This window comes from Roseomonas nitratireducens (assembly GCF_017813355.1).
GTDB lineage: Bacteria > Pseudomonadota > Alphaproteobacteria > Acetobacterales > Acetobacteraceae > Neoroseomonas > Neoroseomonas nitratireducens.
Genome location: NZ_JAGIYZ010000010.1, coordinates 62304 through 88253 on the forward strand (window position 1 = coordinate 62304; position 25950 = coordinate 88253).

The 25950-nt window shown below is 72.2% G+C and carries 26 protein-coding genes and 1 pseudogene; 11 read left to right on the top strand and 16 right to left on the bottom strand.

Annotated features, from left to right (window positions below; all coding sequences use genetic code 11):
• The first annotated feature begins 346 nt into the window (after positions 1–346).
• The 4 genes from purE (at position 347) to J5Y09_RS11685 (ending at position 4552) form a co-directional block, all read left to right on the top strand.
• On the top strand, positions 347–844 hold the full coding sequence (purE, locus tag J5Y09_RS11670) for a 5-(carboxyamino)imidazole ribonucleotide mutase (RefSeq protein ID WP_209351968.1): 498 nt from the start codon (positions 347–349) through the stop codon (positions 842–844).
• Positions 841–1965: a 5-(carboxyamino)imidazole ribonucleotide synthase gene (locus J5Y09_RS11675; RefSeq protein ID WP_209351969.1), complete on the top strand. Its 1125-nt coding sequence runs from the start codon at positions 841–843 to the stop codon at positions 1963–1965. The genes purE and J5Y09_RS11675 overlap by 4 nt, the downstream gene beginning before the upstream one ends.
• A 197-nt stretch (positions 1966–2162) precedes the next feature.
• Positions 2163–3236, top strand: coding sequence for an OmpA family protein (locus J5Y09_RS11680; protein WP_209351970.1), 1074 nt, complete (start codon positions 2163–2165; stop codon positions 3234–3236).
• A gap of 239 nt (positions 3237–3475) precedes the next feature.
• Complete coding sequence (locus J5Y09_RS11685) at positions 3476–4552, top strand: OmpA family protein (RefSeq protein ID WP_245217063.1); 1077 nt, start codon at positions 3476–3478, stop codon at positions 4550–4552.
• 470 nt (positions 4553–5022) lie between these two features.
• Here J5Y09_RS11685 and J5Y09_RS11690 read toward each other — a convergent pair whose 3' ends face one another.
• From J5Y09_RS11690 to def, 3 genes are all read right to left on the bottom strand, one after another.
• The gene (locus J5Y09_RS11690) at positions 5023–5529 is read right to left on the bottom strand and encodes a hypothetical protein (protein ID WP_209351972.1); all 507 of its coding nucleotides are present in this window, start codon (positions 5527–5529) and stop codon (positions 5023–5025) included.
• 258 nt (positions 5530–5787) lie between these two features.
• Complete coding sequence (locus J5Y09_RS11695) at positions 5788–6390, bottom strand: COQ9 family protein (protein ID WP_209351973.1); 603 nt, start codon at positions 6388–6390, stop codon at positions 5788–5790.
• Positions 6387–6893 (bottom strand): peptide deformylase, encoded by a 507-nt coding sequence (def, locus tag J5Y09_RS11700; protein WP_209351974.1) that lies wholly within the window; start codon positions 6891–6893, stop codon positions 6387–6389. The genes J5Y09_RS11695 and def overlap by 4 nt, the downstream gene beginning before the upstream one ends.
• A 181-nt stretch (positions 6894–7074) precedes the next feature.
• On the opposite strand from def, the gene rpsU reads away from it, so the two are divergent.
• From rpsU to J5Y09_RS11715, 3 genes are all read left to right on the top strand, one after another.
• The gene (rpsU, locus tag J5Y09_RS11705) at positions 7075–7278 is read left to right on the top strand and encodes a 30S ribosomal protein S21 (RefSeq protein WP_007006360.1); all 204 of its coding nucleotides are present in this window, start codon (positions 7075–7077) and stop codon (positions 7276–7278) included.
• Between the two features lie 162 nt (positions 7279–7440).
• Positions 7441–8781 carry a putative bifunctional diguanylate cyclase/phosphodiesterase gene (locus J5Y09_RS11710; RefSeq protein ID WP_209351975.1) on the top strand — a complete coding sequence of 447 codons (1341 nt, stop codon included), beginning with the start codon at positions 7441–7443 and terminating at the stop codon, positions 8779–8781.
• The gene (locus J5Y09_RS11715) at positions 8778–9197 is read left to right on the top strand and encodes a BLUF domain-containing protein (protein WP_209351976.1); all 420 of its coding nucleotides are present in this window, start codon (positions 8778–8780) and stop codon (positions 9195–9197) included. Before J5Y09_RS11710 ends, J5Y09_RS11715 begins: the two co-directional genes overlap by 4 nt.
• A 99-nt stretch (positions 9198–9296) precedes the next feature.
• Here the strand turns inward: J5Y09_RS11715 and J5Y09_RS11720 are convergent, their stop codons facing one another.
• The 7 genes and pseudogenes from J5Y09_RS11720 to J5Y09_RS11750 all read right to left on the bottom strand — a co-directional run bounded on the left by J5Y09_RS11720 (position 9297) and on the right by J5Y09_RS11750 (position 16490).
• On the bottom strand, positions 9297–10700 hold the full coding sequence (locus tag J5Y09_RS11720; protein WP_209351977.1) for an NAD(P)(+) transhydrogenase (Re/Si-specific) subunit beta: 1404 nt from the start codon (positions 10698–10700) through the stop codon (positions 9297–9299).
• Between the two features lie 4 nt (positions 10701–10704).
• Positions 10705–11100: an NAD(P) transhydrogenase subunit alpha part 2 gene (locus J5Y09_RS11725; protein WP_198376421.1), complete on the bottom strand. Its 396-nt coding sequence runs from the start codon at positions 11098–11100 to the stop codon at positions 10705–10707.
• A gap of 14 nt (positions 11101–11114) precedes the next feature.
• Positions 11115–12236, bottom strand: a complete 1122-nt coding sequence (locus J5Y09_RS11730; RefSeq protein WP_209351978.1) for a Re/Si-specific NAD(P)(+) transhydrogenase subunit alpha — start codon at positions 12234–12236, stop codon at positions 11115–11117.
• Between the two features lie 217 nt (positions 12237–12453).
• A pseudogene (locus J5Y09_RS11735) lies at positions 12454–12783 on the bottom strand (hypothetical protein); the annotation flags it as partial.
• A gap of 119 nt (positions 12784–12902) precedes the next feature.
• Complete coding sequence (locus J5Y09_RS11740; protein ID WP_209351980.1) at positions 12903–13250, bottom strand: nucleotidyltransferase family protein; 348 nt, start codon at positions 13248–13250, stop codon at positions 12903–12905.
• A gap of 32 nt (positions 13251–13282) precedes the next feature.
• Positions 13283–14662, bottom strand: a complete 1380-nt coding sequence (locus tag J5Y09_RS11745; RefSeq protein ID WP_209351981.1) for an ABC1 kinase family protein — start codon at positions 14660–14662, stop codon at positions 13283–13285.
• Positions 14655–16490 carry a M3 family oligoendopeptidase gene (locus tag J5Y09_RS11750; protein ID WP_209351982.1) on the bottom strand — a complete coding sequence of 612 codons (1836 nt, stop codon included), beginning with the start codon at positions 16488–16490 and terminating at the stop codon, positions 14655–14657. The genes J5Y09_RS11745 and J5Y09_RS11750 overlap by 8 nt, the downstream gene beginning before the upstream one ends.
• Positions 16491–16564: 74 nt before the next feature.
• Here J5Y09_RS11750 and J5Y09_RS11755 point away from each other — a divergent pair, with 74 nt between their 5' ends.
• Positions 16565–18289, top strand: coding sequence for an AMP-dependent synthetase/ligase (locus tag J5Y09_RS11755; RefSeq protein WP_209351983.1), 1725 nt, complete (start codon positions 16565–16567; stop codon positions 18287–18289).
• Positions 18290–18373: 84 nt separating this feature from the next.
• Positions 18374–19762 (top strand): CoA transferase, encoded by a 1389-nt coding sequence (locus J5Y09_RS11760; RefSeq protein WP_209351984.1) that lies wholly within the window; start codon positions 18374–18376, stop codon positions 19760–19762.
• A 128-nt stretch (positions 19763–19890) separates the two neighbouring features.
• Here J5Y09_RS11760 and J5Y09_RS11765 read toward each other — a convergent pair whose 3' ends face one another.
• From J5Y09_RS11765 to J5Y09_RS11775, 3 genes are read right to left on the bottom strand one after another with little or no spacing between them, the layout of a single operon-like run.
• A complete protein-coding gene (locus J5Y09_RS11765) occupies positions 19891–20961 on the bottom strand; it encodes a TauD/TfdA family dioxygenase (RefSeq protein ID WP_209351985.1) in 1071 nt (356 codons plus the stop codon).
• A gap of 11 nt (positions 20962–20972) precedes the next feature.
• Complete coding sequence (locus tag J5Y09_RS11770; protein WP_209351986.1) at positions 20973–21950, bottom strand: Bug family tripartite tricarboxylate transporter substrate binding protein; 978 nt, start codon at positions 21948–21950, stop codon at positions 20973–20975.
• A gap of 52 nt (positions 21951–22002) precedes the next feature.
• Positions 22003–22410, bottom strand: a complete 408-nt coding sequence (locus J5Y09_RS11775; protein ID WP_209351987.1) for a hypothetical protein — start codon at positions 22408–22410, stop codon at positions 22003–22005.
• Positions 22411–22552: 142 nt separating this feature from the next.
• Between J5Y09_RS11775 and J5Y09_RS11780 the strand changes: the two genes are divergently transcribed.
• Entirely contained in the window at positions 22553–23422 is an 870-nt protein-coding gene (locus J5Y09_RS11780) for a bile acid:sodium symporter family protein (protein WP_209351988.1), read from the top strand.
• Positions 23423–23431: 9 nt separating this feature from the next.
• On the opposite strand, the gene J5Y09_RS11785 is transcribed toward J5Y09_RS11780, so the two are convergent.
• The 3 genes from J5Y09_RS11785 to J5Y09_RS11795 form a co-directional block, all read right to left on the bottom strand.
• Entirely contained in the window at positions 23432–23779 is a 348-nt protein-coding gene (locus J5Y09_RS11785; RefSeq protein WP_209351989.1) for a DOPA 4,5-dioxygenase family protein, read from the bottom strand.
• 10 nt (positions 23780–23789) lie between these two features.
• Positions 23790–24059 (bottom strand): DUF2312 domain-containing protein, encoded by a 270-nt coding sequence (locus tag J5Y09_RS11790; RefSeq protein WP_198375930.1) that lies wholly within the window; start codon positions 24057–24059, stop codon positions 23790–23792.
• 113 nt (positions 24060–24172) lie between these two features.
• Entirely contained in the window at positions 24173–24520 is a 348-nt protein-coding gene (locus tag J5Y09_RS11795) for a DUF1244 domain-containing protein (RefSeq protein WP_209351990.1), read from the bottom strand.
• Between the two features lie 84 nt (positions 24521–24604).
• On the opposite strand from J5Y09_RS11795, the gene J5Y09_RS11800 reads away from it, so the two are divergent.
• Positions 24605–25885, top strand: coding sequence for a glycerate kinase type-2 family protein (locus tag J5Y09_RS11800; protein ID WP_209351991.1), 1281 nt, complete (start codon positions 24605–24607; stop codon positions 25883–25885).
• Positions 25886–25950: the final 65 nt, after the last annotated feature.

Genomic DNA, 25950 nt, shown 5'->3' on the forward strand with positions numbered 1-25950 from the left:
TCGGGCTTCGCCCTCGCGGATCGAGGCAGGGCCTCGATCCGAAGATGTTGGGTGGCCCCGATCGCCGGCGCGGCCTCCGGCCGCCTGGCTTCGCGCCGTGTACTCGATCGCCGGCGGCGGCGGGCAGGCTTCGCCCTCGCGGATCGAGGCAGGGCCTCGATCCGAAGATGTTGGGTGGCCCCGATCGCCGGCGCGGCCTCCGGCCGCCTGGCTTCGCGCCGTGTACTCGATCGCCGGCGGCGGCGGGCAGGCTTCGCCCTCCCGGATCGAGGCAGGGCCTCGATCCGCATGTCTTCCGGGCCGCGTGGCGGTCCTCCCCCGTATCTCCGTGCATCGTAGGGTCTGAATGAGCGACGTCGCTTCCGCCGCCCCCCTGGTCGGCATCATCATGGGCAGCCGGTCGGACTGGGAGACCATGCGCCACGCCGCCGAGACGCTGGCCAACCTCGGCGTGCCGCACGAAACGCGCGTCATCTCGGCCCATCGCACGCCGGAACGGCTCTTCGACTACGCCAAGGGCGCAGCCGGGCGCGGGCTCAAGGTCATCATCGCCGGCGCCGGCGGCGCCGCCCACCTGCCGGGCATGGCGGCGTCGATGACGGCGCTGCCCGTGCTCGGCGTGCCGGTCGAATCCCACGCGCTCAAGGGCATGGACAGCCTGCTGTCCATCGTCCAGATGCCGGCCGGCATCCCGGTCGGCACGCTGGCCATCGGCCGCGCCGGGGCGGTCAATGCGGGGCTGCTCGCCGCCGCCATCCTCGCCACGGGGGACGAGGCGCTGGCCCGGCGCCTGGCCGCCTGGCGCGCGGCGCAGACCGAAAGCGTGCCGGACAGCCCGGCATGACCGGATTCCCCCTGCCGCCCGGCAGCATCATCGGCATCCTCGGCGGCGGACAGCTCGGCCGCATGTCGGCGCTGGCCGCCGCGCGGCTCGGCTATGCCTGCCACGTCTACGCGCCGGAACCCGACAGCCCGGGGATGCAGGTCGCCGCCCACCGCACCGTCGCGGCCTATGAGGACCGCGACGCGCTGGCCCGCTTCGCCGGGTCGGTCGCCGTCGTCACCTTCGAGTTCGAGAACGTCCCCGCCGCGGCGCTCGAGGCGCTGGCCGGCCTGGTGCCCTGCCGGCCCGGCCTCGCCGCGCTCGCCACCTGCCAGGACCGGGTGGCGGAAAAGGCCTTCCTCGGCCGCATCGGCGTGCCCGTGGCGCCCTGGCGGCCGGTCGAGACGGAAGCCGACCTCGCCGCCGCCGTGGCCGAGCTCGGCCTGCCCGCCGTGCTGAAGACGACGCGACTCGGCTATGACGGGCGCGGCCAGGCGGTGCTGCGCAGGCCGGAGGACCTCGCCCCCGCCTTCGCGCGGCTGGCCCCCCGGCCGCTGGTGCTGGAAGCCTTCGTGCCCTTCGCGGCGGAGATCTCGGCCATCGCCGCGCGCGGGGCGGATGGCGCGGTCGCCACCTTCGACCCGGCGGAGAACCGCCACGCGCACCACATCCTCGACCTCTCCTTCGCCCCCGCCCGGCTGCCGGAGGCCGTCGCGGCCGCCGCCCGCGCCCATGTGGCGGCGGTGGCCGAGGGACTCGACCTGATCGGCCTCGTGGCGCTGGAGATGTTCCTGCTGCCGGACGGGCGGCTGCTGGGCAACGAGATCGCGCCCAGGCCGCACAATTCCGGGCATTGGACGATGGATGCCTGCGCCGCATCCCAGTTCGAGCAGCATGTGCGCGCGGTGGCGGGGCTGCCGCTCGCGGTGCCGGAACGCCACCACGATGCCGTGATGAAGAATCTGATCGGCCCCGAAGGCATGGCCGCCTGGCCGCGGCTGGTCGCCACGCCGGGCGTGGTCGGGCATCTGTACGGCAAGGAATCCGCCCGTCCCGGCCGGAAGATGGGCCATGCGACCCGGCTCTTGCCGCGCGGGGCGCTGGCGGGCATGACGGATGAGGCGGCGCTCGGACCCCTGTGACCGATTTGCCACCGTATCATGTGACCCGAATACAACAGTCAGGGCGATACGGTAGCGCGGGTCTGGCGCTGGGCACCGTAAATGTTGGAGAATGCAGTTACTGAAGCGAGTGACCGGCGTACGGGAACCGCTTCGGGCAGTTTTTAGGCCCCACGGGCCATCGATCGGCCCCCAGGGCCACGAACAGGAGAAGTCACATGAGCCTGAGGAAGGCGCTTCTTGCCGCGACGCTGCTGACGCTGCCGGTGGCCGCGAATGCGCAGAGCTGGGACCCGCGGGTGCAGGGCGTGTATGTCGGCGCCGGCCTTGGCGGCAACTACCTGATGGGGACGTCCGACGGCGTCGCCAACCGCAGCGTCGAAACCGGCTTCGAGTGGGGCTGGGCCGGCGTGCTCAGCGTCGGCTACGGCTTCGGCAACGGCCTGCGCGTCGAGCTCGAGGGCAGCTACCGCACCAACGACATCGACAACCTGAAGGGCGCCCCCGGCCGCTACAACCGCGCCGGTGGTTCCGCCCAGTCCTACGGCGCGATGGTCAACGCGCTGTATGACTTCAACCTCGGTGGCATCGCCCCGTATGTCGGCGTCGGCATCGGCTACCAGGTCCACAACTATGACGGCGTCCGCGGCACGGTGCCGTCGGGCGACGGCGCGGGCACGAACCTGCTGCTCGACGGCGACGAGGGCAACTTCGCCTACCAGGCGATCGTCGGCGTCGCGCTGCCGATCGACCCGGTGCCAGGCCTCGCGCTGACCGCCGAGTACCGCTTCATGGGCACGCTCGGCCACGACATCGACGCCCGGGCGACGACCCCGGCCGGCCTCGTGACGCGCAACACCTTCGAGGCGGAAAACTTCAACCACTCGATCATGTTCGGCGTGCGCTACAACTTCGGCCGCTCGGCCGCCCCGGTGGCCGCGGCCGCCGCGGCCCCGGCGCCGGCGCGCACCTTCCTCGTGTTCTTCGACTGGAACCGCGCCGACCTGACCGCCCGCGCGCGTCAGATCATCGGTGAGGCCGCCCAGGCGCGTCGCACGCAGCAGGTGACCCGCATCGAGGTGAACGGCCACACCGACACCTCGGGCTCCGCCCGCTACAACCAGGGCCTGTCCGAGCGTCGCGCCGCCGCGGTTGCCGGCGAGTTGGTCCGCCTCGGCGTGCCGCGGAACGAGATCGTGACGCGCGGCTTCGGCCAGAGCCAGCTGCTCGTCCCGACCCCGGACAACGTCCGCGAGCCGCAGAACCGCCGCGTGGAGATCGTCCTCCGCTAAGCGGGGGCGCTCGACGCGACACCTACGGGAAGGGCCGCCGAAAGGCGGCCCTTTCTGCGTTCGGGGGGCACCCACGACACACCCGGCGCCGGGTCGCCGCGCGCCGGTCCTTTCTGCATTGCGGCAAAGCCGTGGCGTGCTGCAAACTTCGCTAACTCGAACGTGCGATTCTCAACCTGATGACTGCCCCGCGCCCCCCCCGCCACGCCGCCCTCCTGCCAGGCCTTGCCCTTGCCTGCATGGCGTCGCTCCCTGCCCTGCCCGCCGCCGCGCAATACATCGACGGGCCCTATGTCGCGGGCGGCGTCGGGCTGAACCTTGTCCCCGACACCGACCTCAACCTCGACCAGGCGGCCGTGCGCGGGCTCGGCGCGGCCGGCTTCGGCGCGGGCGGGTCGGTCGGCCTGTCGCCCGGCTTCGCGGGCGTGCTCAGCCTCGGCTGGGGCTTCGGCAACGGCCTGCGGGCCGAGATAGAGGGATCCTTCCGCAGCAACGACGTCGACAGCGTCTCCGGCGCCGCCGGCTGGGCGAGCCTGGGCGGCGGCACGGGCCGGCAGGAAAGCTGGGGCGTGATGGGCAATGTCCTGCTCGACCTCGGCGTCATCGGCCCGGTCATGCCCTATGTCGGCATCGGCGCCGGCTATGTCGCGACGGAATGGAACGGCGTGCGCGGCATCAGCCAGAACGGCGCGCTGCGCATGACGATCGACGACCGCGACGGGCGCTTCGCCTACCAGGGCATCGCGGGCCTCGCCTTCCCGCTCTCCTTCGCGCCGGGCCTCGCGGTCACGGCGGAATACCGCTTCCTCGGCACGCTGCAGCCGCGCTTCGACGCGCGCTGGGACAACCCGGCCACGGGCGCGACCGTGGCGCGCGGCACGGCGGAACCCGACAACTACAACCACTCGCTGCTGCTCGGCCTGCGCTACGCCATCACCGCCGCGCCCTCGGCCCCCGCGCCGTCTCCGGCCGCGGCGCCGCAGGCCTCCCGCACCTTCCTCGTCTTCTTCGACTGGAACCGCGCCGACCTGACCGAGCGCGCCCGCCAGATCATCGGGGAAGCGGCGCAGCAGGCCCGCACCCAGCGCAGCACGCGCATCGAGGTGGCCGGCCATGCCGACCGCTCCGGCACCGTGCCCTTCAACCAGGCGCTGTCGCGCCGGCGGGCGGACACGGTGGCGGCGGAACTCGTCCGACTCGGCATCGCGCGGGAGGAGATCGCCGTGACCGCCTTCGGCGAGACGCAGCCCCTGGTCGCGACGGCGGACAATGTCCGCGAGCCGCAGAACCGGCGCGTGGAGATCATCGTCCGCTAGAGCAATATCCGATCGGCCGGAAACGACCGGTCGGATTTCTTGCTCTGGAAACCATTGCTTCTACAGCACGAAATCCGATCACGCTGATTCAGGGTGATCGGATGGTGCTGTAGGGCGATATCCGACCCGCCGGTCGGATGTCCTGATCGGGAAGCCGTCGGTTCCACGGCACGAAATCCGACCGCGCCGACCCGGTGCGATCGGGTCGTGCCGCACGGCGCCATCCGATCGCACCCGATCGGTTTCCGTGGCCTGGAACCGCCAAGGTCCGGGAGAGGACATCCAACCAGCCATGTCCGGCCAATCGGATGTCGCCCCGGACGCATCCCGGCCGGACCGCATCGGCCAGCCGGATGCATGGCCCCGCTTCACGCCGCGGCCGCCGCCATCGCCGCCATGAAAAAAGGCCGGACCCTGGGGGCCCGGCCTTTGTCCTTTCGCGCGCCGCGCGATGGCGCGGCGGCGTGTCGTCAGCGGCGGCGCGCGGCGGCCTGGCGGGCGGCCGGGGCGCCGGCGGCCGGGCATTCCGGCGCGGTCACCGACTGCGGGATGTTCCGCTGCGCGGCGAACTGGGCGAGCTGCGGGCCGGGCGTGGCCAGCGCGCCCTGGAACAGCGGCTCGGCGTCGCGGCAGAAGAAGGACCCCGCGCGGATCGCGTCCTCGGAATGCTCGTTCGCCATGTTCGTGTTGTTCGAGTCGAAGCGCGTGCGCGCCTGCCCGCCATAGGCGCGGGTGAAATAGGCGTTGGTCACGCGGTTCGCGCTGCTGAGCTCATTGCCGAAGCGGCGGATGAACTGGTTGTAGCTCTCGCCCTTCTGGCAGTTCAGCGCGCTGACCATCAGGTAGGTCTGCAGGGCGCGGACGTCGAGCGCGCCGCGTTCCTCCGGCCGCAGGCAGGCATTGGCCAGCGCGGGGCCGGCGATGGCGACGCCGGCGATCGCGGCGACCACGGTGCGGAACTTGCTGATCTTGCTCATGGGCGCCGGGCGCTCCCTTCTGGATCGTTTCGGGCCAAGGGCCACGCCGCCGGACTCGGGCGCGCGCGGGCTTGGCTCGGGAACCTGCCTCATGGCGCAACCTGCGCCAGCACGCAAATGTATTTTCTGCATTATTCCCGCGCAACGGCAATGGTTTGCAGGACGGAGCGAAGATCGCGCCGCAGGCCGGGGCCGCCCGTAACGAAACCCGCGCGCGTGGCGAAACCTTCCCGCCCGGCCCGCCAAGGGGCCGCCGGATCAGGCCGCCCTGGCCGCGCCGACCCGCTTGCGCAAGCGCCCGAGCCGCGCGAGCCCCGCGAGTCGCCGGTCGAGGAAATCCAGCGTCGGGCCGATATCCTCCTGGTCGTCGCGCAGCCAGAAGGCGAGCGTGGCGCCATAGACCGCCGCGAGGCTGGCGCGGCGCGTGTACCAGGAGAAATCGGCCGACCTGTCCCCCGCCGCGTACCACATGGCGCTCGCCGTGCGCGCGGCGGTGCGCAGGCCTGACGCCGCGTTCCAGGGCAGGCTTTGCAGGGCCAGCGCCTGGCGCACCGCGTCCTTGTGCGGGGTCGCCTGGCGCAGTCGCGTGGCGACCAGCGTGCGGATGCGGTCGGGGGTGCGCAGGCCGGACAGGTCGCCGGCCTCCTCGGCCATCTCCCGGTCGGCGAGGTCGAGCCACGCCTCGATGGCCGAGAGCGGGCCGCGGGGGAACAGGAAGGCGGCCTCGTCCTCCGGCATCCCGGCCGCGGCGAGGCCCGCGGCGATGGCGCGGCGCGTCCAGCCGTACTCGGGCACCAGCGGCAGGATGGCGCGGATGGCGGCGTCCCGCGCCGGGCGGTCGATGTCGTCGGAATCGGTCATGCCTGCTCCTTCGCCGCGGCGCGGGCGAGTTCCTCGTTGAATCCGAAGCGCGAGAGATCCTCCATCCGCATCGGATAGAGGATGCCGTCCAGGTGGTCGGTCTCGTGCTGCATGATGCGCGCGGCGAGGCCCGCCGCCTCGCCCTCGATCGTGTTGCCGGCGATGTCGAGGCCGCGGAAGCGCAGCCGCGCGGCGCGGCGCACCGCCCCGCGCAGGCCGGGGATGGACAGGCAGCCTTCCCAGGCTTCCTCCGTCTCCTCCCCCACCGGTTCCAGCACGGGGTTGATCAGGGCGGACACGCCGCCCGCCCCGGTGCGCCAGACGAAGATGCGCAGCGGCACATGGACCTGCGGCGCGGCCAGGCCGACGCCGCCGGCATCCTCCATGGTCTCGGCCATGTCCTCGACCAGGCGGAGGATCTCGGGCGCGGTGGGGTCCGGGACCTCATCGGCCCGCATGAGGAGGACGGGGTGGCCCATGCGGGCGATCTTCAGGATGGCCATGGGGCTCCGGCGCGGGATGCGGGTGGCGCGACCATGCATATAGTGCGGCGCCGGCGTGCGGGAGGGCTTCCGGCGCGGCGCGCATCCGTGGTAAGGCTTCGCTTCCGACGCGGCGGGGCTTGCCCCGCTGCGCCGCATGCCGTCCATTGTTCCACATCCAACGCGCAGGAGGTTGCGCCGCGTGCAAGTCGTCGTTCGTGACAACAATATCGACCAGGCCCTCAAGGCGCTGAAGAAGAAGCTGCAGCGAGAAGGCGTTTTCCGCGAGATGAAGCTTCGCCGGCACTACGAAAAGCCGTCCGAGCGCCGTGCGCGCGAGGCCGCCGAGGCCGTCCGCCGCGCCCGCAAGGTCGAGCGCAAGCGCCTCGAGCGCGAGGGCTTCTGAGCCCTCCCCGCCGCCCTGCGCGCAGGGCGGCACCGCAGGCACAAAGCCGCGACGCAGGGGATGCCCTGCGGATCGCGGTTTTTTGTGTTTCGTGCCAAGGCGGGCCGGCGATTTGCCTCCGCTTAACCGGCCTCTCCGTAGAAGACCGGCGGAGGCCATCGCATGACCTACGCCGCGAAGCTGTCGCCCGCCGCGACGGATGCCGGGGAGCCCCTCGGCCCCATCGACGAGACCACCGGCCTGCTGCGCCGGGAAGCCTTCCTCGGCGCGCTCGACCGGCGCGCGCGGCAGGAGGAAAAGCGCCCCTTCGCGCTGCTCGCCATCGACCTCGACCGCTTCAAGGCGGTGAACGACTCGCTCGGCCATCCGATCGGCGACGCGCTGCTGCGCGCGGTCGGGCGACGGCTGCGCAGCTGCATCCGCGCGGGCGACCTGGCCGGCCGCCTCGGCGGCGATGAATTCGCCATCCTGCTGCCCGACCAGGGGCGGGAGGAGGATGCCGAGGCCCTCGCGGCCCGGCTGGTCGACCTGCTCAGCCGGCCCTTCCTGCTGGAAGGCCACAGCGCCGTCATCGGCGCGAGCGTCGGCATCGCCATTTTCCCCGAGGATGCGGACGACGCCGACCGCCTGATGCGCGCGGCCGACCTCGCGCTCTATGCGGCCAAGGAGCAGGGGCGCGGCCTCGTCCGGCGCTACGCGCCCGAGATGCGCGCGCGGATGGAGGAACGGCGCAGGCTCGAGGCCGACCTGCGGGCGGCGATCGGCCTCGGCCAGTTCGAACTCCATTTCCAGCCGCAGGTCTCGATCGCCGGCGGGGCGCTCACCGGGTTCGAGGCGCTGCTGCGCTGGCGCCACCCCGAACGCGGCCTCGTCCCGCCGGCCGCCTTCGTGCCGCTGGCCGAGGAGATCGGCCTGATCGTCCCGATCGGCGAATGGGTGCTGCGCACCGCCTGCCGGGAGGCGACGACCTGGCCCGAGGCGCTGCATGTCGCGGTCAACGTCGCCGCGCCGCAATTCGCCCAGCGCGACCTGTTCGACGTGGTCGCCGCGGCGCTCGCCGACAGCGGCCTGCCCGCGCACCGGCTCGAACTCGAGGTGACGGAGACGTCGCTGCTGCACGACACGACCCGCGCGATCGAGACCTGCCAGCGGCTGCGCACGCTCGGCGTGCGGATATCGCTCGACGATTTCGGCACAGGCTATTCGTCGCTGACCCAGCTGCGCGACTTCCCGCTCGACCGCGTGAAGATCGACCGCAGCTTCATCGCCGAGATCGGCACGCGTGGCGACAGCGCGGCGATCGTGCGCGCGGTGACCGCCCTCGGCGCCGCGCTCGGCCTGCGGACCACGGCCGAAGGTGTGGAGACGCCCGAGCAGCTGGCGGAACTGCTCGCCTATGGCTGCTCCGAGGCGCAGGGCTACCTCGTCAGCCGGCCCGTCCCGCGCGACCAGGTGCAGGAGATGATCGCAAGGCTGGCGCAGGGCCAGGAGACAGCGGCATGAGCGGACCGTCCGAAAGCCTCCAGCGCGTGATCTACGCCAGCCGCGCGACGGCGGGCGGCGAGCTCAAGGTCTCCGAGATCCTCGAGACCGCGCGGCGCAACAACGCGGCACTGGGCGTGACCGGCGCGCTGCTGGTCAGCGGCCCCTATTTCGCCCAGGTGCTGGAAGGCCCGCCGGCGGCCGTCGAGGAAATCTTCGAGCGCATCCAGTGCGACCCGCGGCATGAACGGATCACCGTGCTGGAAGTGGCGCACCCGCCCGCGCGCGCCTTCGGCGCCTGGACCATGGCCTTCGCCGAGGAGCGGGAAGACGTGAGCGGGCCCACGCTGCTCGACCCCGCGGCGGCGTGGGGGCTGCTCGACAGGCTGCAGGCGGCGCTGACCAACACCGCGGCGTCGCAGCGCCTTCCGGGCTGACGCCCGCGGCCTGCCGGCCCGCAAGCCGCGCGGCGAAAAGACGAAGGGCGGTCCCTTGCGGAACCGCCCCCCATCCCGGCCGAGGATGCCCGGCAGGCGCTACCGCTGCAGCGCCTGCACGATCTCCTGCGTCACCTTCTTCGCGTCGCCGAACAGCATCATCGTGTTCGGGCGGAAGAACAGCTCGTTCTCCACGCCGGCATAGCCCGACGCCATGCCGCGCTTGATGAAGAACACGGTCTTGGCGCGTTCCACATCCAGGATCGGCATGCCGTAGATGGCCGACGACTTGTCGGTCTTGGCCGCCGGGTTGGTCACGTCGTTCGCGCCGATCACGAAGGCCACGTCCGCGTCGGCGAATTCGGGGTTGATTTCCTCGAGCTCGAAGACCTCGTCGTAGGGCACGTTGGCTTCCGCCAGCAGCACGTTCATGTGGCCGGGCATGCGGCCCGCCACGGGGTGGATCGCGTACTTGATCTCCGCCCCTTCCTTCTTCAGCAGGTCCGCCATCTCGCGGAGCACCTGCTGGGCCTGCGCCACCGCCATGCCGTAGCCCGGCACGACGATGATCTTCTGCGCGTTCTTCATCATGTAGGCCGCGTCTTCCGGGCTGCCGGCCTTGACCGGCGGGCGGTCCACGTCGCCGCCGCCGGCGACCACGCCGCCCTCGGACCCGAAGCCGCCCAGCAGCACGTTGATGATGCTGCGGTTCATGCCCTTGCACATGATGTAGGACAGGATGGCGCCGGATGCGCCGACCAACGCGCCGGTCACGATCAGCAGCAGGTTGCCGATGGTGAAGCCGATGCCCGCCGCCGCCCAGCCCGAGTAGCTGTTCAGCATCGAGACGACGACCGGCATGTCAGCCCCGCCGATCGGGATGATCAGCAGGAAGCCGAGCGCGAAGGACAGCAGCGCGATCATCCAGAACAGGAAGCCCGACCCCGTCGCGACGAACAGGATCACCAGCACCACCAGCAGGATGCCCAGGCCCAGGTTCAGCCAATGCTGCCCGTTGAAGGTGATGGGCGCGCCCGACATCTTCCCCGCCAGCTTGGCGAAGGCGATGACCGAGCCCGAGAAGGTGATCGCGCCGATCGCCAGGCCCAGCGACATCTCGATCAGCGAGGCGGCCTTGATGTTGCCGCGCGTGCCGATGCCGAAGGATTCGGGGGCGTAGAAGGCCGCCGCCGCGACGAACACCGCCGCCATGCCGACCAGCGAGTGGAAGGCCGCGACCAGCTGCGGCAGCGCCGTCATCTGGATGCGCTGGGCGAGGATGGTGCCGATCGTGCCGCCGACCGCGAGCCCGACCACCACCAGCGTGATGCCGCCGAAGCCGATGCCGGGCTTGAACAGCGTGGCCAGGATGGCGATCGCCATCCCGATCATGCCGTACATGTTGCCCTGGCGGCTGGTCTCGGGGTGCGAGAGCCCGCGCAGCGCCAGGATGAAGAGAACCGAGGCGACGAGGTAGGCCAGGGTCGAGAGAGTCGTGCCCATCGGCTCAGCTCCCCTTCTTCTTGAACATGGCGAGCATGCGCCTGGTCACCATGAAGCCGCCGAAGATGTTCACCGCGGCGAGCGTCACGGCCAGGAAGCCGAAGATGCGCGCCAGCGTGCTGTCCGCCATGCCGGCGGCCAGGATCGCGCCCACCACGATCACCGAGGAGATGGCGTTGGTGACGCCCATCAGCGGCGAATGCAGCGCCGGCGTGACGTTCCACACCACGTGGTAGCCGACGAAGCAGGCCAGCAGGAAGATCGTCAGCAGGTACAGGAAGGGTTCGGCCGCCGCGGCGACCGGGGCCGCCGCTTCCGCCGCGCGCCGCGCGGCCTCGGCGAGTTCGAGCGCACGCTGCGCCGCCGCCGTGGCCTGGTTGGCGAGTTCCGTCGCGTTCATCGCAAATCCCCCCCTTACGCCGCCGGCTTCATCAGCGGGTGGACCACGGCGCCGCCGCGCGTCAGCGTCACACCCTTCACGATATCGTCCTCCTCCGGCAGCTTCGGCGCCTTGGCTTCCTTGTCCCAGAAGGTGGTCAGGAAGGTGAGGAGGTTCCGCGCATAGAGCGCGGAGGAGGCCGCCGGCAGGCGCCCCGGCCAGTTGGTGAAGCCGAGGATCTTCACCCCGTTGGCCGTCACCACCAGCTCGCCCGGCTTGGTCGCGGCGCAGTTGCCGCCGGCATCCGCCGCGATGTCCACGATGACCGAGCCCGGCTTCATCGAGGCGACCATCGCCTCGGTCACCAGCGTCGGTGCCTTGCGGCCCTGCACCAGCGCCGTGCAGACCACGACGTCCTGCTTGGCGATGTGCGCGGCCACGACTTCCGCCTGCTTGGCGTAGAACTCGGCGCTCAGCTGCTTGGCGTAGCCGCCCGCCGTCTGCGCCGCCTTGCTCTCCTCGTCCTCGTAGCCGACGAAGGTCGCGCCCAGCGACTTGATCTCCTCCTTCGCCGCGGGCCGGACGTCGGTGGCCGACACGCGCCCGCCGAGGCGGCGCGCCGTCGCGATGGCCTGCAGGCCGGCGACACCCGCGCCCATGATGAAGACATTGGCGGCGGGCACGGTGCCGGCCGCCGTCATCATCATCGGGAAGCCCTTGTCGTAGGCGGTCGCACCCTCGATCACCGCGCGGTAGCCCGCGAGGTTGGCCTGGGAGGACAGCACGTCCATGGACTGCGCGCGGGTGATGCGCGGCAGGAGTTCCATCGAACACGCATCCACGCCGGCCTCGGCATAGGCCGCCGCGGCCGCCGCATCGGCGCCGAGCGTGCCGATCAGCAGCGCGCCGCGCGGCAGCGGCGCCTCGGGCGCGCGCACCACCAGCACGATGCCCGCGCCGGCGAGGGCGCCGGCCGCATCGTCCGCCAGCTTCGCGCCGGCCTCGGCGAAGGCGGCGTCGGTGATGCCGGAGGGCAGACCCGCCCCCGATTCCACCGCGACCTCCAGGCCCAGTCCGACGTATTTCTTGACCGTCTCGGGCGTCGCCGCGACGCGGGTTTCCCCGCTCCGCCGCTCCTTCAACACCGCCACACGCATCCGGGATACTCCCCCACGCGCCACAGGAACGGGCGCACCTAGCCCCTGGGCGCCAGGGTGTCCAGCGCCCGCAGGATGACATGCCGGTACCCTTCCCGGCCGCGTGCAACAGGGGGACGCCCCGGCGGTTTTCAACCCCGGCAGGGCGGATCGGCGGCCCGGCGTGACAATCCTGCACCGGCGCCGAGCCCTCGGCCGGAAACAGGCATGCCCGGCCTCAGCCCGTCGCCTGGTCCAGCAGGCCGAGTTCCAGCCGCACCGCCTCGGCCGCAACGGCGCTGGCTGGGTCGCGCGCCAGCAGCACAGGCAGGATGGCGCGGACAAGGCCAGCCGCGAGGCGCGCGGCATCGACCGCCGCCGAGCCGTCGATCTCCCCCGCCACGGCGTAGTCGGCCAGAAGCCGGTCGCTCAGCAGGCGCGAGAGGTCGCGCGCGGTGTGCGGCGGCAAGGGCCCGTCCTTTACGAAATGCAGCGCGAGCAGGCGGCGCGGGCCCTCATGCGTGCTCGCCTCGAGGCCCGCGCTCGCCAGCAGTGCGGTCGCGGCATGGAAGGCGGCGTACTACGCGTCCGACGTCGCCTGCTCGGCGAGGCCGGCGGCGAGCAGCGTGCGCGCCGCCCGCAGGAAGCGTTCCGCCTTTGCGAGGTGATGGCCCGGCGGCTCCGGGCTCATGCCGCGCGCTGCCAGAGCCGCTCCCCGTCCCGCGCCAGCGCCGCATCCAGCGCGCCGCCCTGGCCCGCCGGCACCACGACCGGGGAGAGGCCGAGCGCGAAGCCGTCGCTGTCCGCCATCGCGTCATGCGCGGCGTCGCTTACGATGCGCCGCGCCGCAAGGGTCGCGGCGCCCGGCGCCAGTTCGACCGCGACATCGACGTCCGAATCCTCATCGGACTCGCCGCGCGACCGGCTGCCGAACAGCGTCACGCCGCGCAGCGCGCCGTCCGGCAGGCGCTGCACCAGCAGGTCCAGGAAGCGGGCGATCAGCCGATCCTCGGCCGGGGTCAGGAAGCGGGCCATGCCGGAACGTAAAGCATGGCCGACCCGCCGCCTCAGCCCGGCGGATGCGGATCGGGCAGCCCGGCTTCCGCCAACGCCGCCCGCTGCCGCTGCGCGAGCACGTCCGTATCGAAGCCCTGGATCAGTTCCTGGAACAGATCGTGCCAGTTCAGCTTCGCCCCCAGCCGCAGGAACACCGAGCCCAGCCCGATCGCCGCGCGGTCCATCAGCGGGAATTCCCGCGGCACCCGCACACCGCCGGTGCGCTTCAGCCCCGCATGCACTTCCTCGGCGATCTTGCGGCCGTATTGCGGGTCGTCGTTCACCTGGATCGGGCGGACCCTCGCATCGAGCAGCGGCTCGTAGAGGAACTTCGCCCAGATGTTCAGGACCTCCATCGTCTCCCGCTTGAGGTTGCGGAAGCCCCAGATGTCGTAGGCCGCGGCGGCCTTGTCGAAATCGTCGTCGCGGATCGCCTCGTACAACATGATCACGCCGCCGATGAAGGTGGGCGGGAAGATCCGCACCACCCCGAAATCGAGCAGGTTGATCCCCCAGCCGCCATTCTCCGGCGCGTCCGACCGCACCTGGTAGTTGCCCAGATGCGGGTCGCCATGGATCACGCCATAGCCGTACAGCGGCACGTACCAGGCGCGGAACAGGGCGCGGGCATAGGCGGCGCGTTCCTCCTCCGGCGGGTCCTCGTCGATGCGCGCCTGGATGGCGCGGCCATCGAGCCAGGTCATGGTCAGCAGCCGCTTCGTGCAGAGGCTCTCGATAGGCGTGGGCACGCGCACGCCGGGCACGCCCTGGAGCATCTTGGCGTACAGCTTCTGCTGCGCGGCCTCGCGCAGGTAGTCCAGTTCCTCGCGCAGCCGCTCGGAGAGTTCGAGATAGGCTTCCTCGTTCTCCAGCGTGCTGTCCATGCGGCGGTAGATCGCCATGGCCATCTTCAGCTGGCGCAAATCCGCTTCCACCACCGACGCCATGTCGGGGTATTGCAGCTTGCAGGCCACCCGCGTGCCGTCATGCAGCGTGGCGCGATGCACCTGGCCGAGCGATGCGGCGGCGGCGGCCTCGCGCTCGAAATCCGCGAAGCGGGATTCCCAGGCCGGGCCCAGTTCGCTCGCCATGCGCCGGCGCACGAAGGGCCAGCCCATGGGGGGCGCGTTGGCCTGCAGCGTGGCGAGTTCCTTCGCGTATTCCGGCGGCAGCGCGTCCGGCACGGTCGAGAGGAACTGCGCCACCTTCATCATCGGGCCCTTGAGCCCGCCGAGGACGGCCTTGAGGTCCTCCGCATGCGCGGCCTCGTTGCCCTTCACGCCGAACAGGCGCTTGCCGGCGTAGCGCGCGGCGATGCCGGTGACGGCGCCGGAGGTGCGCAGCATGCGCCGCGCCTCCCCGAAGATCGTGCTGCCTTCCCGGTCAGCCATCGGCGCGCTCCAACTCATCGATGAAGCCCGAGATGACATCGAGCCCCTTCATCCAGAAGGCCGGGTCTGCGGCGTTCAGGCCGAAGGGGGCGAGCAGTTCCTTGTGCCGCTTCGTGCCGCCCGCGCGGAGCATGTCGAGGTACTTGCCCTCGAAGCCCGGCACCGAGCCGTCGCGGTAGACGCCGTACAGCGCGTTCACCAGGCAATCCCCGAAGGCGTAGGCGTAGACGTAGAAGGGCGAGTGCACGAAGTGCGGGATATAGGCCCAGTAGACGCCGTAGTCGGGCGTGAACTCGAAGGCCGGGCCGAGGCTTTCCGTCTGCACCTGCATCCACAGCTCGGCGAGGCGCTCGGTGGAGATCTCGCCCTTGCGGCGCTCGTCGTGCAGCAGCGTCTCGAAGCGGTAGAAGGCGACCTGGCGGACCACCGTGTTCAGCATGTCCTCGACCTTGCCGGCCAGCATGCCGCGGCGGCGGCGCGGATCGGTCTCGGCGTCGAGCACGGCGCGGAAGGTCAGCATCTCCCCGAACACGCTCGCCGTCTCGGCCAGCGTCAGCGGCGTGGAGGACAGCAGGTAGCCCTGCCCGCCGGCCAGGATCTGGTGCACGCCGTGGCCCAGTTCATGCGCCAGCGTCATCACGTCCCGCGCCTTGCCGTGGTAGTTCAGCAGCAGATACGGGTGCGCCGACGGCACGGTCGGGTGCGCGAAGGCCCCGGATGCCTTGCCCGGCCGCAGCGCGGCGTCGATCCAGGGCTTGTCGAAGAAGCGCCTGCCCACGGATGCGAGTTCCGGGCTGAAGGCGGCATAGGAAGACAGCACGCGCTCCACCGCCTCGGGCCAGGGGACCAGCCGGTCGTCTTCTTCCGGCAGCGGCGCGTTGCGGTCCCAATGCTGCAACTTGGGCAGCCCCAGCCACTTCGCCTTCATCCCGTAGTAGCGATGCGACAGCCGGGCGTAGGAGGCGCGGACGGCGGAGACGAGCGCGTCCACCACCTCGTCCTCGACCATGTTCGAGCGGTTCCGGTAGGACCCGGGGCGCGGATAGTGGCGCCACTTGTCCTCGATCTCCTTGTCCTTCGCGAGCGTGTTCGTGATCAGCGCGAACAGCCGCGCGCGGTCCCCGAAGGCCGCCGAGACGCCCGCCGCCGCCGCCTGGCGCTTGGCCCGGTCGCGGTCCGACAGGCGGTTCAGCGCGGCGGAGACGGTCAGCTCCTCCTCCCCCACCTTCACGCGCATCGTGGCGATCGTCTCGTCGAACAGCCGCGTCCAGGCGGAGCGGCCGGCGACCTCCTTCTCGTGCAGCAGCTTCTCCGCCTCGTCCGACAGCTGGTGCGGGCGGAACACGCGCAGGTCGCGCAGCCAGGGCCGCCAGCGGGCGAGCGCGGGCGACGCGCCGGCCTTGGCCTCCAGCGCCGCATCCTCGAGCCGGTTGATCTCCAGCGTGAAGAACAGCAGGTGGGAGGAGATCAGCGTCACCCTCTCCTGCGTCGTCTGGTAGAAGCGGCCATTCGCCGCATCCTCGGCGTCGCCGGCGAACAGCAGCCCGGCGAATGAGGTGACGCGGCCGAGCGCCTCCCACATCCGCTCGTAATCCGCGATCGCCTGGGCGAGCGCGTCGCCCGGCAGGGCGGCGAGCCGCCCGGCGAGGCGCTGCTCGAAGGCGCGGGCCTCGGCCTCGACCCGGTCGAGATCGGCGGCCAGGCGCGGATCCTCCGGCCCGGAATACAGGTCCGAGAGGTCCCAGGTGGGCAGCGCGGCCTCGGCGGCGGCGGCGTCGAGGGGGGCGCGGGCGGGGGCGGGGAGCGGCGGATTGATCACGCTGCCCATATAGACCGATCGGGGACTTGGCCAAGCATGGGCGCCCCCCCTACATGCCTGCCGGGGATGTTCACGGGGGACCCATGGCCTATTCGGCGGGAGGCTGGCCCACGCTGCCGGCGATGATGCTGGCGCGCGCGGCGGAATGGGCGGACCGCCCCTTGTTCCGCCACTGGCAGGGCGGCGCCTGGCGCAGCCTGCGCTGGGGCGAATTCGCCATCCAGGTCGCCTCGGTCGCCGCCTTCCTGCGCGCCCGCGGCGTCGGGCCGGGGGACCGGGTCATGCTGGTCAGCGAAAACCGGCCCGAATTCCCCATCGCCGACACGGCCATCATGGCCATCGGCGCCATCACCGTGCCGACCTACACGACGAACCTCGCCGCCGACCACGCGCATATCCTGCGCGATTCCGGCGCGCGGGCGGCCATCGTCTCGACGCGCAAGCTGGCCGAGAAGGTGCTGGAAGGCGCGGCCCTGGCCGGCGGGCTCGACCTGCTGGTCTGCGTGGATGAACCGCCGGACGCCGCCGGCATGGCCAGCCACCGGTGGGACGAAGCGCTCGCCACCGCCGGCGACGTCGCCGCCCTGCACGCGGAAGCCGCCGCGGCCGCGCCCGACAGCCTCGCCTGCCTGATCTACACATCCGGCACCGGCGGCCTGCCCAAGGGGGTGATGCTGCCGCACCGGGCGCTGCTCGCGAACCGCGCGGGCGTGGTGCCGCTGGCGCAGCGGCTGGATCTCGACGGCAAGCCCTATTTGTCCTTCCTGCCGCTGTCGCACTCCTACGAGCACACGGTGGGCGGCTTCCTGCTGCCGTCCATCGGCATGGAGGTGGTCTATTCGCGCGGCGCCGACCGGCTGTCGCACGAATTCGCCGAGATCCGCCCCGCCGTCATCACCGCCGTGCCCCGTCTGTTCGAGGTGCTGCGCGGGCGCATCCTCGCGGGGCTCGAGAAGGAAAGCGCGCTGAAGCGCGGCCTGTTCGACCGCGCCCATGCGCTCGGCCTGCGGCGGATGGACGGGCCGCCGCTCGGCCTGCTCGACCGCATCCAGGACGCGGTGCTGGAAAGACTGGTGCGGGAGAAGGTGCGCGCGCGCTTCGGCGGGCGCGTGCAGGCGCTGGTCTCGGGCGGCGCGCGGCTCGACCCCGACCTGTCGGGCTTCTTCATGGCCCTCGGGCTGCCCGTGCTGCAGGGCTACGGCCAGACCGAGGCCGGGCCCGTGGTCAGCGTCAACCTGCCCTGGGCGAACCGCCGGCACACGGTCGGCCCGCCGCTGACCGGCGTGGAATGCCGCATCGCCGAGGATGGGGAGGTGCTGGTCCGCGGCGAGCTCGTCATGACCGGCTACTGGAACAACCCCGAGGCCACCGAGGCCGCGCTGAAGCCCCCGCCGGGCGAGACCGAGCACTGGCTGCACACCGGCGATGTCGGCGTGATCGAGGACGGCTACCTGCGCATCACCGACCGCAAGCGGGACTTCATCAAGACGCTGGGCGGCGACATGGTCAGCCCCGCCAAGGTGGAAAGCCTGCTGATGGCCGAGCCCGAGGTGCACCAGGCGCTGATCGCCGGCGAGGGCAAGCCCGCCCTCGTCGCCCTGATCGTCCCCGCCGAGGGGATGGAAGCCAAGATCGGCGAGGCGGTGCGCCGCGTGAACGCCAAGCTGCCGACCATCGAGCGCATCCGCCACTTCGCCGCGACCGAGCCCTTCACCATCGACAACGGCCTGCTGACGCCGACGATGAAGGTGAAGCGCCGCATGGCGATCGAGGCGCGGGCCGGCGAGATCGAGAAGATGTGGGGGTAGCGCGCCGTCCATCCGCGCCACGCCCACCGCCAGCCCGCGCGCGCGGGGCTGGACCGCGGCGCGGCGCGGCGCGACGCTCCGCGCATGAGCATCTCCCCCGACACCGCCCTCCGCGCCCTCTGGCGGGAGGCGGGCCTCGCCGACGCGCGCCTGCCTTCGGTCACGCTGACCGGCGCCGACCCGCTGATGCCCTCGAGCTTCGCCGTCGGCGCCTCGGCGCTCGCGAGCATCGGCGCGACCGGCGCGGCGGCGGCCGCGATCCACGAAGCGCGCGGCGGCGGCGCGCAGCGCGTGACGGTGGACATCGCCCACGCCCTCGCCGAGTTCCGCTCCGAGCACCAGCTGCGCATCGACGGCGCCGAGGTGCATGAGGGCTGGGACCGCATCGCCGGCCTGCACCGCGCGGGAGATGGCCGCTTCATCCGCCTGCACACCAACCTGCCGCATCATCGCGAGGCCGTGCTGCGCACGCTGTCCTGCGACTACGACCGCGCCGCGGTGACCGCCGCGCTTCAAGGCTGGACGGCGCAGGACGCCGAGACCGCGATCTACGCGGCCGGCGGCGTCGCGACCATGACGCGCAGCCTGGCGGAATGGGCCGCGCACCCGGCCGGCGCCGCCGCCGCATCCCTGCCCGCGCTGGTCCTGGAACGCATCGGCGACGCGCCGCCCACGCCCCTGCCGCCGCTTGCCGCGCGGCCGCTCGACGGCATCCGCGTGCTGGACCTCACGCGTGTCATCGCCGGCCCCGTCGCAGGCCGCACGCTGGCCGCCCATGGTGCCGAGGTGCTGCACGTGACCGGGCCGCACCTGCCCTCCATCCCCGCGCTGGTGATGGACACCGGGCGCGGCAAGCGCTGCGCGGCGCTCGACCTGCGCGCCGATTCCGGCCGCGCGACGCTGCGCGCGCTGGCGTCAGGGGCGGACATCTTCCTGCAAGGCTACCGCCCCGGCGCCATCGCCGGGCACGGCTTCGCGCCGGAAGCCCTCGCCGCGCTGAAGCCCGGCATCGTCTGCGTCTCGCTCTCGGCCTGGGGGCATATCGGCCCGTGGGCCGGGCGGCGCGGCTTCGATTCCCTGGTGCAGAACGCGAACGGCATCAACGACGCGGAACGCGCGGCGGCGGGCGAGGACAAGCCGAGGCCCCTGCCCTGCCAGGCCCTGGACCACGCCTCCGGCTACCTGCTCGCTTTGGGCGCCATGGCGGCGCTGCTGAAGCGCGCGGAGGAAGGCGGGTCGTGGCTGGTGCGCGTCTCGCTCGCCGGCACGGGGGAATGGATCAAGCGGCTGGGGCGCGTCGAGGGCGGGCTCGCCGCGCCGGGGCTCGCCGACGCTTCGCGCTTCCTGGAGGACAGCGCCAGCGGCTTCGGGCGGATGACGGCGGTGCGGCACAGCGCGGCGCTGTCGGGGACGCCGGCGCATTGGGCGCTGCCGGCGGTGGCGTTGGGGACGCATCCGGCGGCTTGGGGGTGAAGGTCGGGGGAGGAGAACCTCCCCCGAAGCCCCCTCCCTTCTTTTTCACTCCGCCCTCGATGAAGGGCGGAAAACCAAAAAAGGTTGAGGGGGGTTACGGGGGGAGAAGTTCCCTTCTCCCCCCGCCCTTATGCGGCAATGGCACTCCGCCCCAGGATCGCCCCACCCCTCAGCGCCCCCTTCTCCACCGCCCCCCACTGCACCCGGTGCCCCTCCGGCAGCGCCCGGCTGAAGGGTGTGGCCAGCCATATCCGCAGCAGCACGCGATGCGCGCCCGATGCCGCGTCGTCGGCGTACGCCGTGCGCCCGTGATAGGTCGTGTGCTGGTTCAGCAGCTGGATGTCGCCCGGGGTGAAGGGCGCCTCGGCGCAGAGTTCGTCGGCAAGGGCGGCGAGCATGTCCATCGCCTCCACCTGCTCCGCGCGCAGGGGAGGAACCTCCGGCTGGTCATGCGCCATCTCCACATAGGTGCGCGAATACTGGCTGGTGAAGGCGCCGTCCGGCCCGCGGGAGAAGACCGGCATGCGGAAGACGCGGTCGGCGTGCTGGTCCCCTTCCTCATCCGCCGGGCGCATGCGGAAAAAATCCTCGTAGAGCACGGCGAGCAGGTCGGGCCGGCGGCGCGCCATCTCGTCATGGATGGCGATGGTGGACACGACGCGGGAGACGCCGCCCGCGATGCCGTTGGACGCGCACAGCAAGGCCAGCAGGTCGCATTTGTCGGTGTGGAAGCGCAGCGGCCCGGTGGAACGGGACCGCGCGCGGGCGGAGGGCACCGGCCCCGGCCCGCCGCCGGTCACGGCGATGCCCTGGCCGGTCTCGTCCTTCACCTCGGCCAGCACCTCGCCGGTCGTGTTCTGGAACAGCGGCGTGCCGATATTGGCGCACAGGCCCCAGAACAGCGTGCGCAGGTCCTCGCGCGACAGGCGTTCCACCGGCAGGCCGGACAGGCGCACCACGCCCGCGCCGTCCTCCAGTTCGCGCGTCACCTCGGCCAGCAGCGGCGCCAAGGCGGGGATGGAAAAATGCTCGCGCGCGATGGCGGGCGGGGCGCGGCCGGCCTGCTTCACCGCGGCCAGCGCGGCGTCCAGCGCGGCGATCTCGGCGCCCGTCAGCCGCCGCGGCCAGAAGCCGCGCGTGGCGAGTTCCGCGCCGCGCCAGGCGGCCGCGCCTCCGATCGGGGCGATGGCGTGGTCCATGGTGGCCTCCCTCAGTTCACGCTGATGCCGCGCTCGCGGATCAGCGCCGCCCAGCGCGCGGTCTCGGCGGCGATCCGCTCGGCGAAGCCGGCGCGGGTGTTGGGCAGGTAGACAAGCCCCTGCTCGGCCAGGAAGCGCTGCATCTCCGGCGCCTGCGCGACCTGCGTGTAGACGGCGAACAGGCGGTCGAGCACGGCATCCGGCGTGCGCGCGGGCGCGATCACGGCATACCAGGTCGACACCTCGATGCCCGGCTGCCCGGCCTCGGCCAGCGTCGGCACCTCCGGCAATTGCGGCACGCGCGTCGGCGTGGTGACGGCCAGCGCGCGCACGCGCCCGTCGCGGATGGCCGGCAGGATGGTGGGCAGCGTCTCGAACATCGCCTGGATGTCGCCGCCCAGCAGCGCGACCAGGCTGTCCGTGTTGCCGCGATAGGGCACGTGGACCATGTCGATGCCGTCGCGCTGGCGGAACATCTCGAAGATCAGGTGCTGCGCCGTGCCGATGCCGACCGACCCGTAGTTGAGCCGCCCCGGCTGCGCCTTGGCCCGCGCGATGAGGTCGGCGACGGAGGTCGCGGGAAAGTCGCCCTTGGTCACGAGCACGAGCGGCGATGCCGCGAACATCGTGACGGGCGCGAGGTCCCGCGCCACGTCGAAGGGCATGTCGCGATAGAGGTTCGGGAAGATCGTCAGCGGGCCGAGGTTGCCCATGCCGATGACGTAGCCATCGGGCGTGGCGCGCGCCACTTCCGCCACGCCGATCCGCCCGCCCGCGCCGGGCTTGAAGTCGTTGACGATGGTCTGGCCGAGGGCCGCGCCGACGCGGTCGTTGAAGGCGCGGGCGATCAGGTCGTTCAGCCCGCCCGGCGGCCAGGGCACGACGAAGCGGATGGGCCGGTTCGGCCAGGGCGCCTGCGCGGCGGCGGGCAGGGCTGGCAGCGCGAGAAGGCCCGCGAGCGCGCGGCGGGTCGGGCGGAAGGCTGGCACGCGTCTCTCCTCGCGGGGCGGCGCAAAAGCCTCCGCCCGCCCCCGCGGGCCGTCAAGGCGGAAGCGGGCGCAGCAGCAGCCGCGCGGCGCGGGTCGAGGCGCTGTCCTCCATCGCCCGCGTCACGGCGAAGGCGCGCCCTTCCGGCAGGCGGAGGACGCCCAGCCGCGCGCCGCGCCGGCCCGCATCGGGTTCGAAGGCCGCGCCGCCGAGCGCGACCGGGCGCCGCGCCGCCGCGTCGCGCAGCAGGATCGTGACGGCATGCTGGTGGCGATACAGCGCGGCGATCGCGGCATCGTCCGCATCCTCGATGCCGACGGACACGCCGAGCAGCGCGCCGGCGGCGACCAGCGCCGGGTCGGGCGCGCCGATGGCGGCGTAGTGGCGCGGCGGGTCGCGCGGCGCCGCCTGCGCCGAGGCCGCGACGACAAGCGCCGCGGCGCAGCCGAAGATCCCCCTCACCCGCGCCTCCTGCGCTGCCGGTGCTTGAATCTCCGGCGCCGCGCCGCGTCGGGTCAAGCGCGCCGACTGGCGCGGGGGCGCGATCCTTGTTGTATAGGGGCCGAAACAGACGCCCGTTCGGGGCGCTGCCGGGGATTGCTCCATGGGTGTGACGATCGAGGTCCTGCTTCCGCTTGCCCTCTCCATCATCATGTTCTCGCTCGGGCTGGGGCTGGGGCTGGATGATTTCCGCCGCGTCGCGACGCAGCCGCGCGCCTTCGTGGCGGGCCTCGTCTCCCAGGTGCTGCTGCTGCCGGCCGTCGCCTTCCTGGTCGCCGTGATCTGGGCGCCGCCGCCCGCGCTGGCGATCGGGCTGATGATCATCGCGGCGGCGCCCGGCGGCGTGACGTCGAACCTGCTGACGCGCTACGCGGGCGGGGATGTCGCGCTGTCGGTGACGCTGACCGCGGTGACGAGCCTCGCCGCCATGGTCACCGTGCCGATCGTCGTGCTGCTGGCATTCGCGCATTTCGGCGGCGAGGGCGCGGCGGCGGGGCTGTCGATGACCGGCATCGCGATCAGGATGTTCGCGATCGTCGTCGTGCCGGCTGCGCTCGGCATGGCGCTGCGCGGCGCGCGGCCGGCGCTTGCCGCGCGGATCGAACCTGCGGTGGCGCGGCTGTCGGGCGTGCTGTTCGTGGTGGTGGTCGGCGCGGCGATCTGGGCGGAACGGGGGAACATCGCGACCTATTTCGCCGCCGCAGGCCTCGCGACGCTGGCGCTGAACCTGGTCATGATGGCGATCGCCTTCTGGGGGCCGGCGCTGGTGGGCTGCGCGCGGCACCAGCGCATCGCGCTGTCGCTCGAATGCGGGCTGCAGAACGGCACGCTCGCGATCGCGGTCGTGGCCGCGCTCGGGCTGGATGCCGCCCATGCCGTGCCGGCGGCGATCTACAGCCTGCTGATGTTCGCGACCGCCTTCGGCTTCGTGGCGCTGGTCAGGGGCGGGCGGGACGCGCGCGCGGCGGGCTGATCGCGCGCTTCACTCCGGCAGGCGCGCGGTATCGAGCGGCAGCACCGCCCCCATCCACATCGCGTGATGCGCGTGGTCGGCGCGCTGGCGCCCCGTGTCCGGATGCACCAGCACCGCGAGCCCTTCCCGGTTCAGCGCGAGGAAGGGCACCAGCGCGGGGAACAGCCCCGGCGGGAAGGCGATCTGGTACATGGCCTGCGGATGCGGTCCGACCGGCACGTCGTGCCAGCGGCCGAGCACCGCGTCGGGGAAGGCCTGCGCGATGCCCTCGCGCAGCCGTGCCGCGGCCTCCCGGCTGTCCTCGTCGAAATAGACATGCGCATGCCAGCCGCGGATCGCATCGGGGGCGGCGAACATGCGCTGCGCCTCACATGCCGAGCGCGCGGCGATACAGGTCGAGCAGCGTCTCCTGCTCCTCGACATCCGCGGGTTCCTGCTTGCGGATGCGCAGGATCTGGCGGATCACCTTCACGTCGAAGCCGGCGGACTTGGCTTCCGCCATGATGTCCTTGATGTCGGAGGAGAGCGCCTTCTTCTCCTCCTCCAACCGTTCCACGCGCTCGATGATGGAGCGCAGCCGGTCGGCGGCGATGCCGCCCACCTCGGTGCCTTCGTTCTTCGCCGCCGCCTGCGCCATCGTCCTGCCCGCCGTCTGAAGGGAGGCGGGTTTAGCCCTCGGCTTCGCTTGCTTCAATGGTGCCTTCGGCGATCCGCTCCGCGGAGGGGCCATCAATCCACGCTCCCAGGATTTCAGTGGCCGGGATTGGCGGCGGCGAAGGCGGCCTTCTGTTCCGCGCTCGCCTCCTTCTGGAACTTCGCCTGCCAGTCCTTGTAGGGCATGCCGTACAGGATCTCCCGCGCCGCCGGCGTCTCCAGCGCCAGGCCCGCATCGGCCGCGGCTTCCTGGTACCAGCGGGACATGCAGTTCCGGCAGAAGCCGGCCAGGTTCATCATGTCGATGTTCTGCACGTCCGTGCGCGTGCGCAGGTGCTCGACCAGCTTGCGGAAGGCGGCGGCCTCGATCCGGTCGCGCGCGGCCTCGTCCAGGCCGGCGGCGGCGCCAAGCGCGAGGTCGGCTTCGGGCTGGGGTGCGGGCATGGCGGATCTCCTCGACTGGACCTGCCCTAGATGGCCCATCGCCGGCCGCTTCGCCATACTGGCGGCCAGGAGGAAGTTATCCACATGGCCTTCACCGACGAGGCGGCACGCACCGCCCTCCGCCGCCTGTTCGACGCCGCGATCGCCTCGGCCGACCCGCGCACGGTGCTGGCGCGCCACCTGCCGGAAAAGCCCGCCGGGCGCGTGCTCGTCCTCGGCGCCGGCAAGTCGGCGGCGGTCATGGCCGCGGCGGTCGAGGCCGCCTGGCCGGATGTGGACCTCTCCGGCCTGGTCGTGACGCGCTACGGCCATGGCCACCCGACCGCGCGCATCGAGGTCGCGGAAGCCGCCCACCCCGTCCCCGACGAAGCGGGCGCGCGGGCGGCGCGGCGGATGCTCGACCTCGCCGCCGCGGCGGGCGCGGGGGACCTGGTGCTGTTCCTCGTCTCCGGCGGCGGATCCTCGCTGACGACGCTGCCGGCGCCGGGGCTGACGCTGACGGACCTCATCGCGGTCAACAAGGCGCTGCTCGCCTCGGGCGCCACCATCCACGAGATGAACTGCATCCGGCGGCACCTGTCCGCCTTCTCGGGCGGCAGGCTCGCCGCCGCCGCGCATCCCGCGCGCGTCGTGACGCTCGCCATCTCCGACGTGCCGGGGGACGACCCGACCGTCATCGCCTCCGGCCCCACCGTGCCGGACCCGTCCACCTTCGGGCAGGCGCAGGCGCTTATCGCCCATTACCGCATGGCGCTGCCCGAGGCCGTCGTCGCGCACCTGAAGGCCGCGCGCGACGAAAGCCCCAAGCCCGGCGACGCGCGCCTCGGCCCGCCCGACTACCGCTTCATCGCCACCCCGCGCATGGCGCTCGACGCCGCCGCCGCCGAGGCCCGCGCGCTCGGCCTCACCCCCCTCATCCTCGGCGACGCGCTGGAAGGGGAGGCGCGGGAGGTCGGCACCGTCCTCGCCGGCATCGCGCTTTCGGCCCGCGCGCATGGCCAGCCCGTGCCCGCCCCCTGCGTGCTGCTCTCGGGCGGGGAGACGACCGTCACCATCCGCGCCACCACCCCGGGGCGCGGCGGCCGCAACGCCGAATGCCTGCTCGGCTGCGCCCAGGCGCTGGGCGGGACGCGCGGCATCTGGGCGCTGATGGGCGACACGGACGGCATCGACGGATCCGAATCCAATGCCGGCGCCATCGCGACCCCCGACACCCTCTCCCGCGCCCGCGCCGCGGGGCTCGACCCGCGCGCCTGCCTTGCCGGCCATGACAGCCACGCCGTCTTCGCCGTGCTGGGCGATTTGGTCGAGACCGGCCCGACGCTGACCAACGTCAACGACTTCCGCGCCATCCTGATTGGTTAAACCTTACGGAACTTAAGCAGAAAATTCTTCATCGGCAGGAAAACCTTATCCGTGATAAGGTTCCG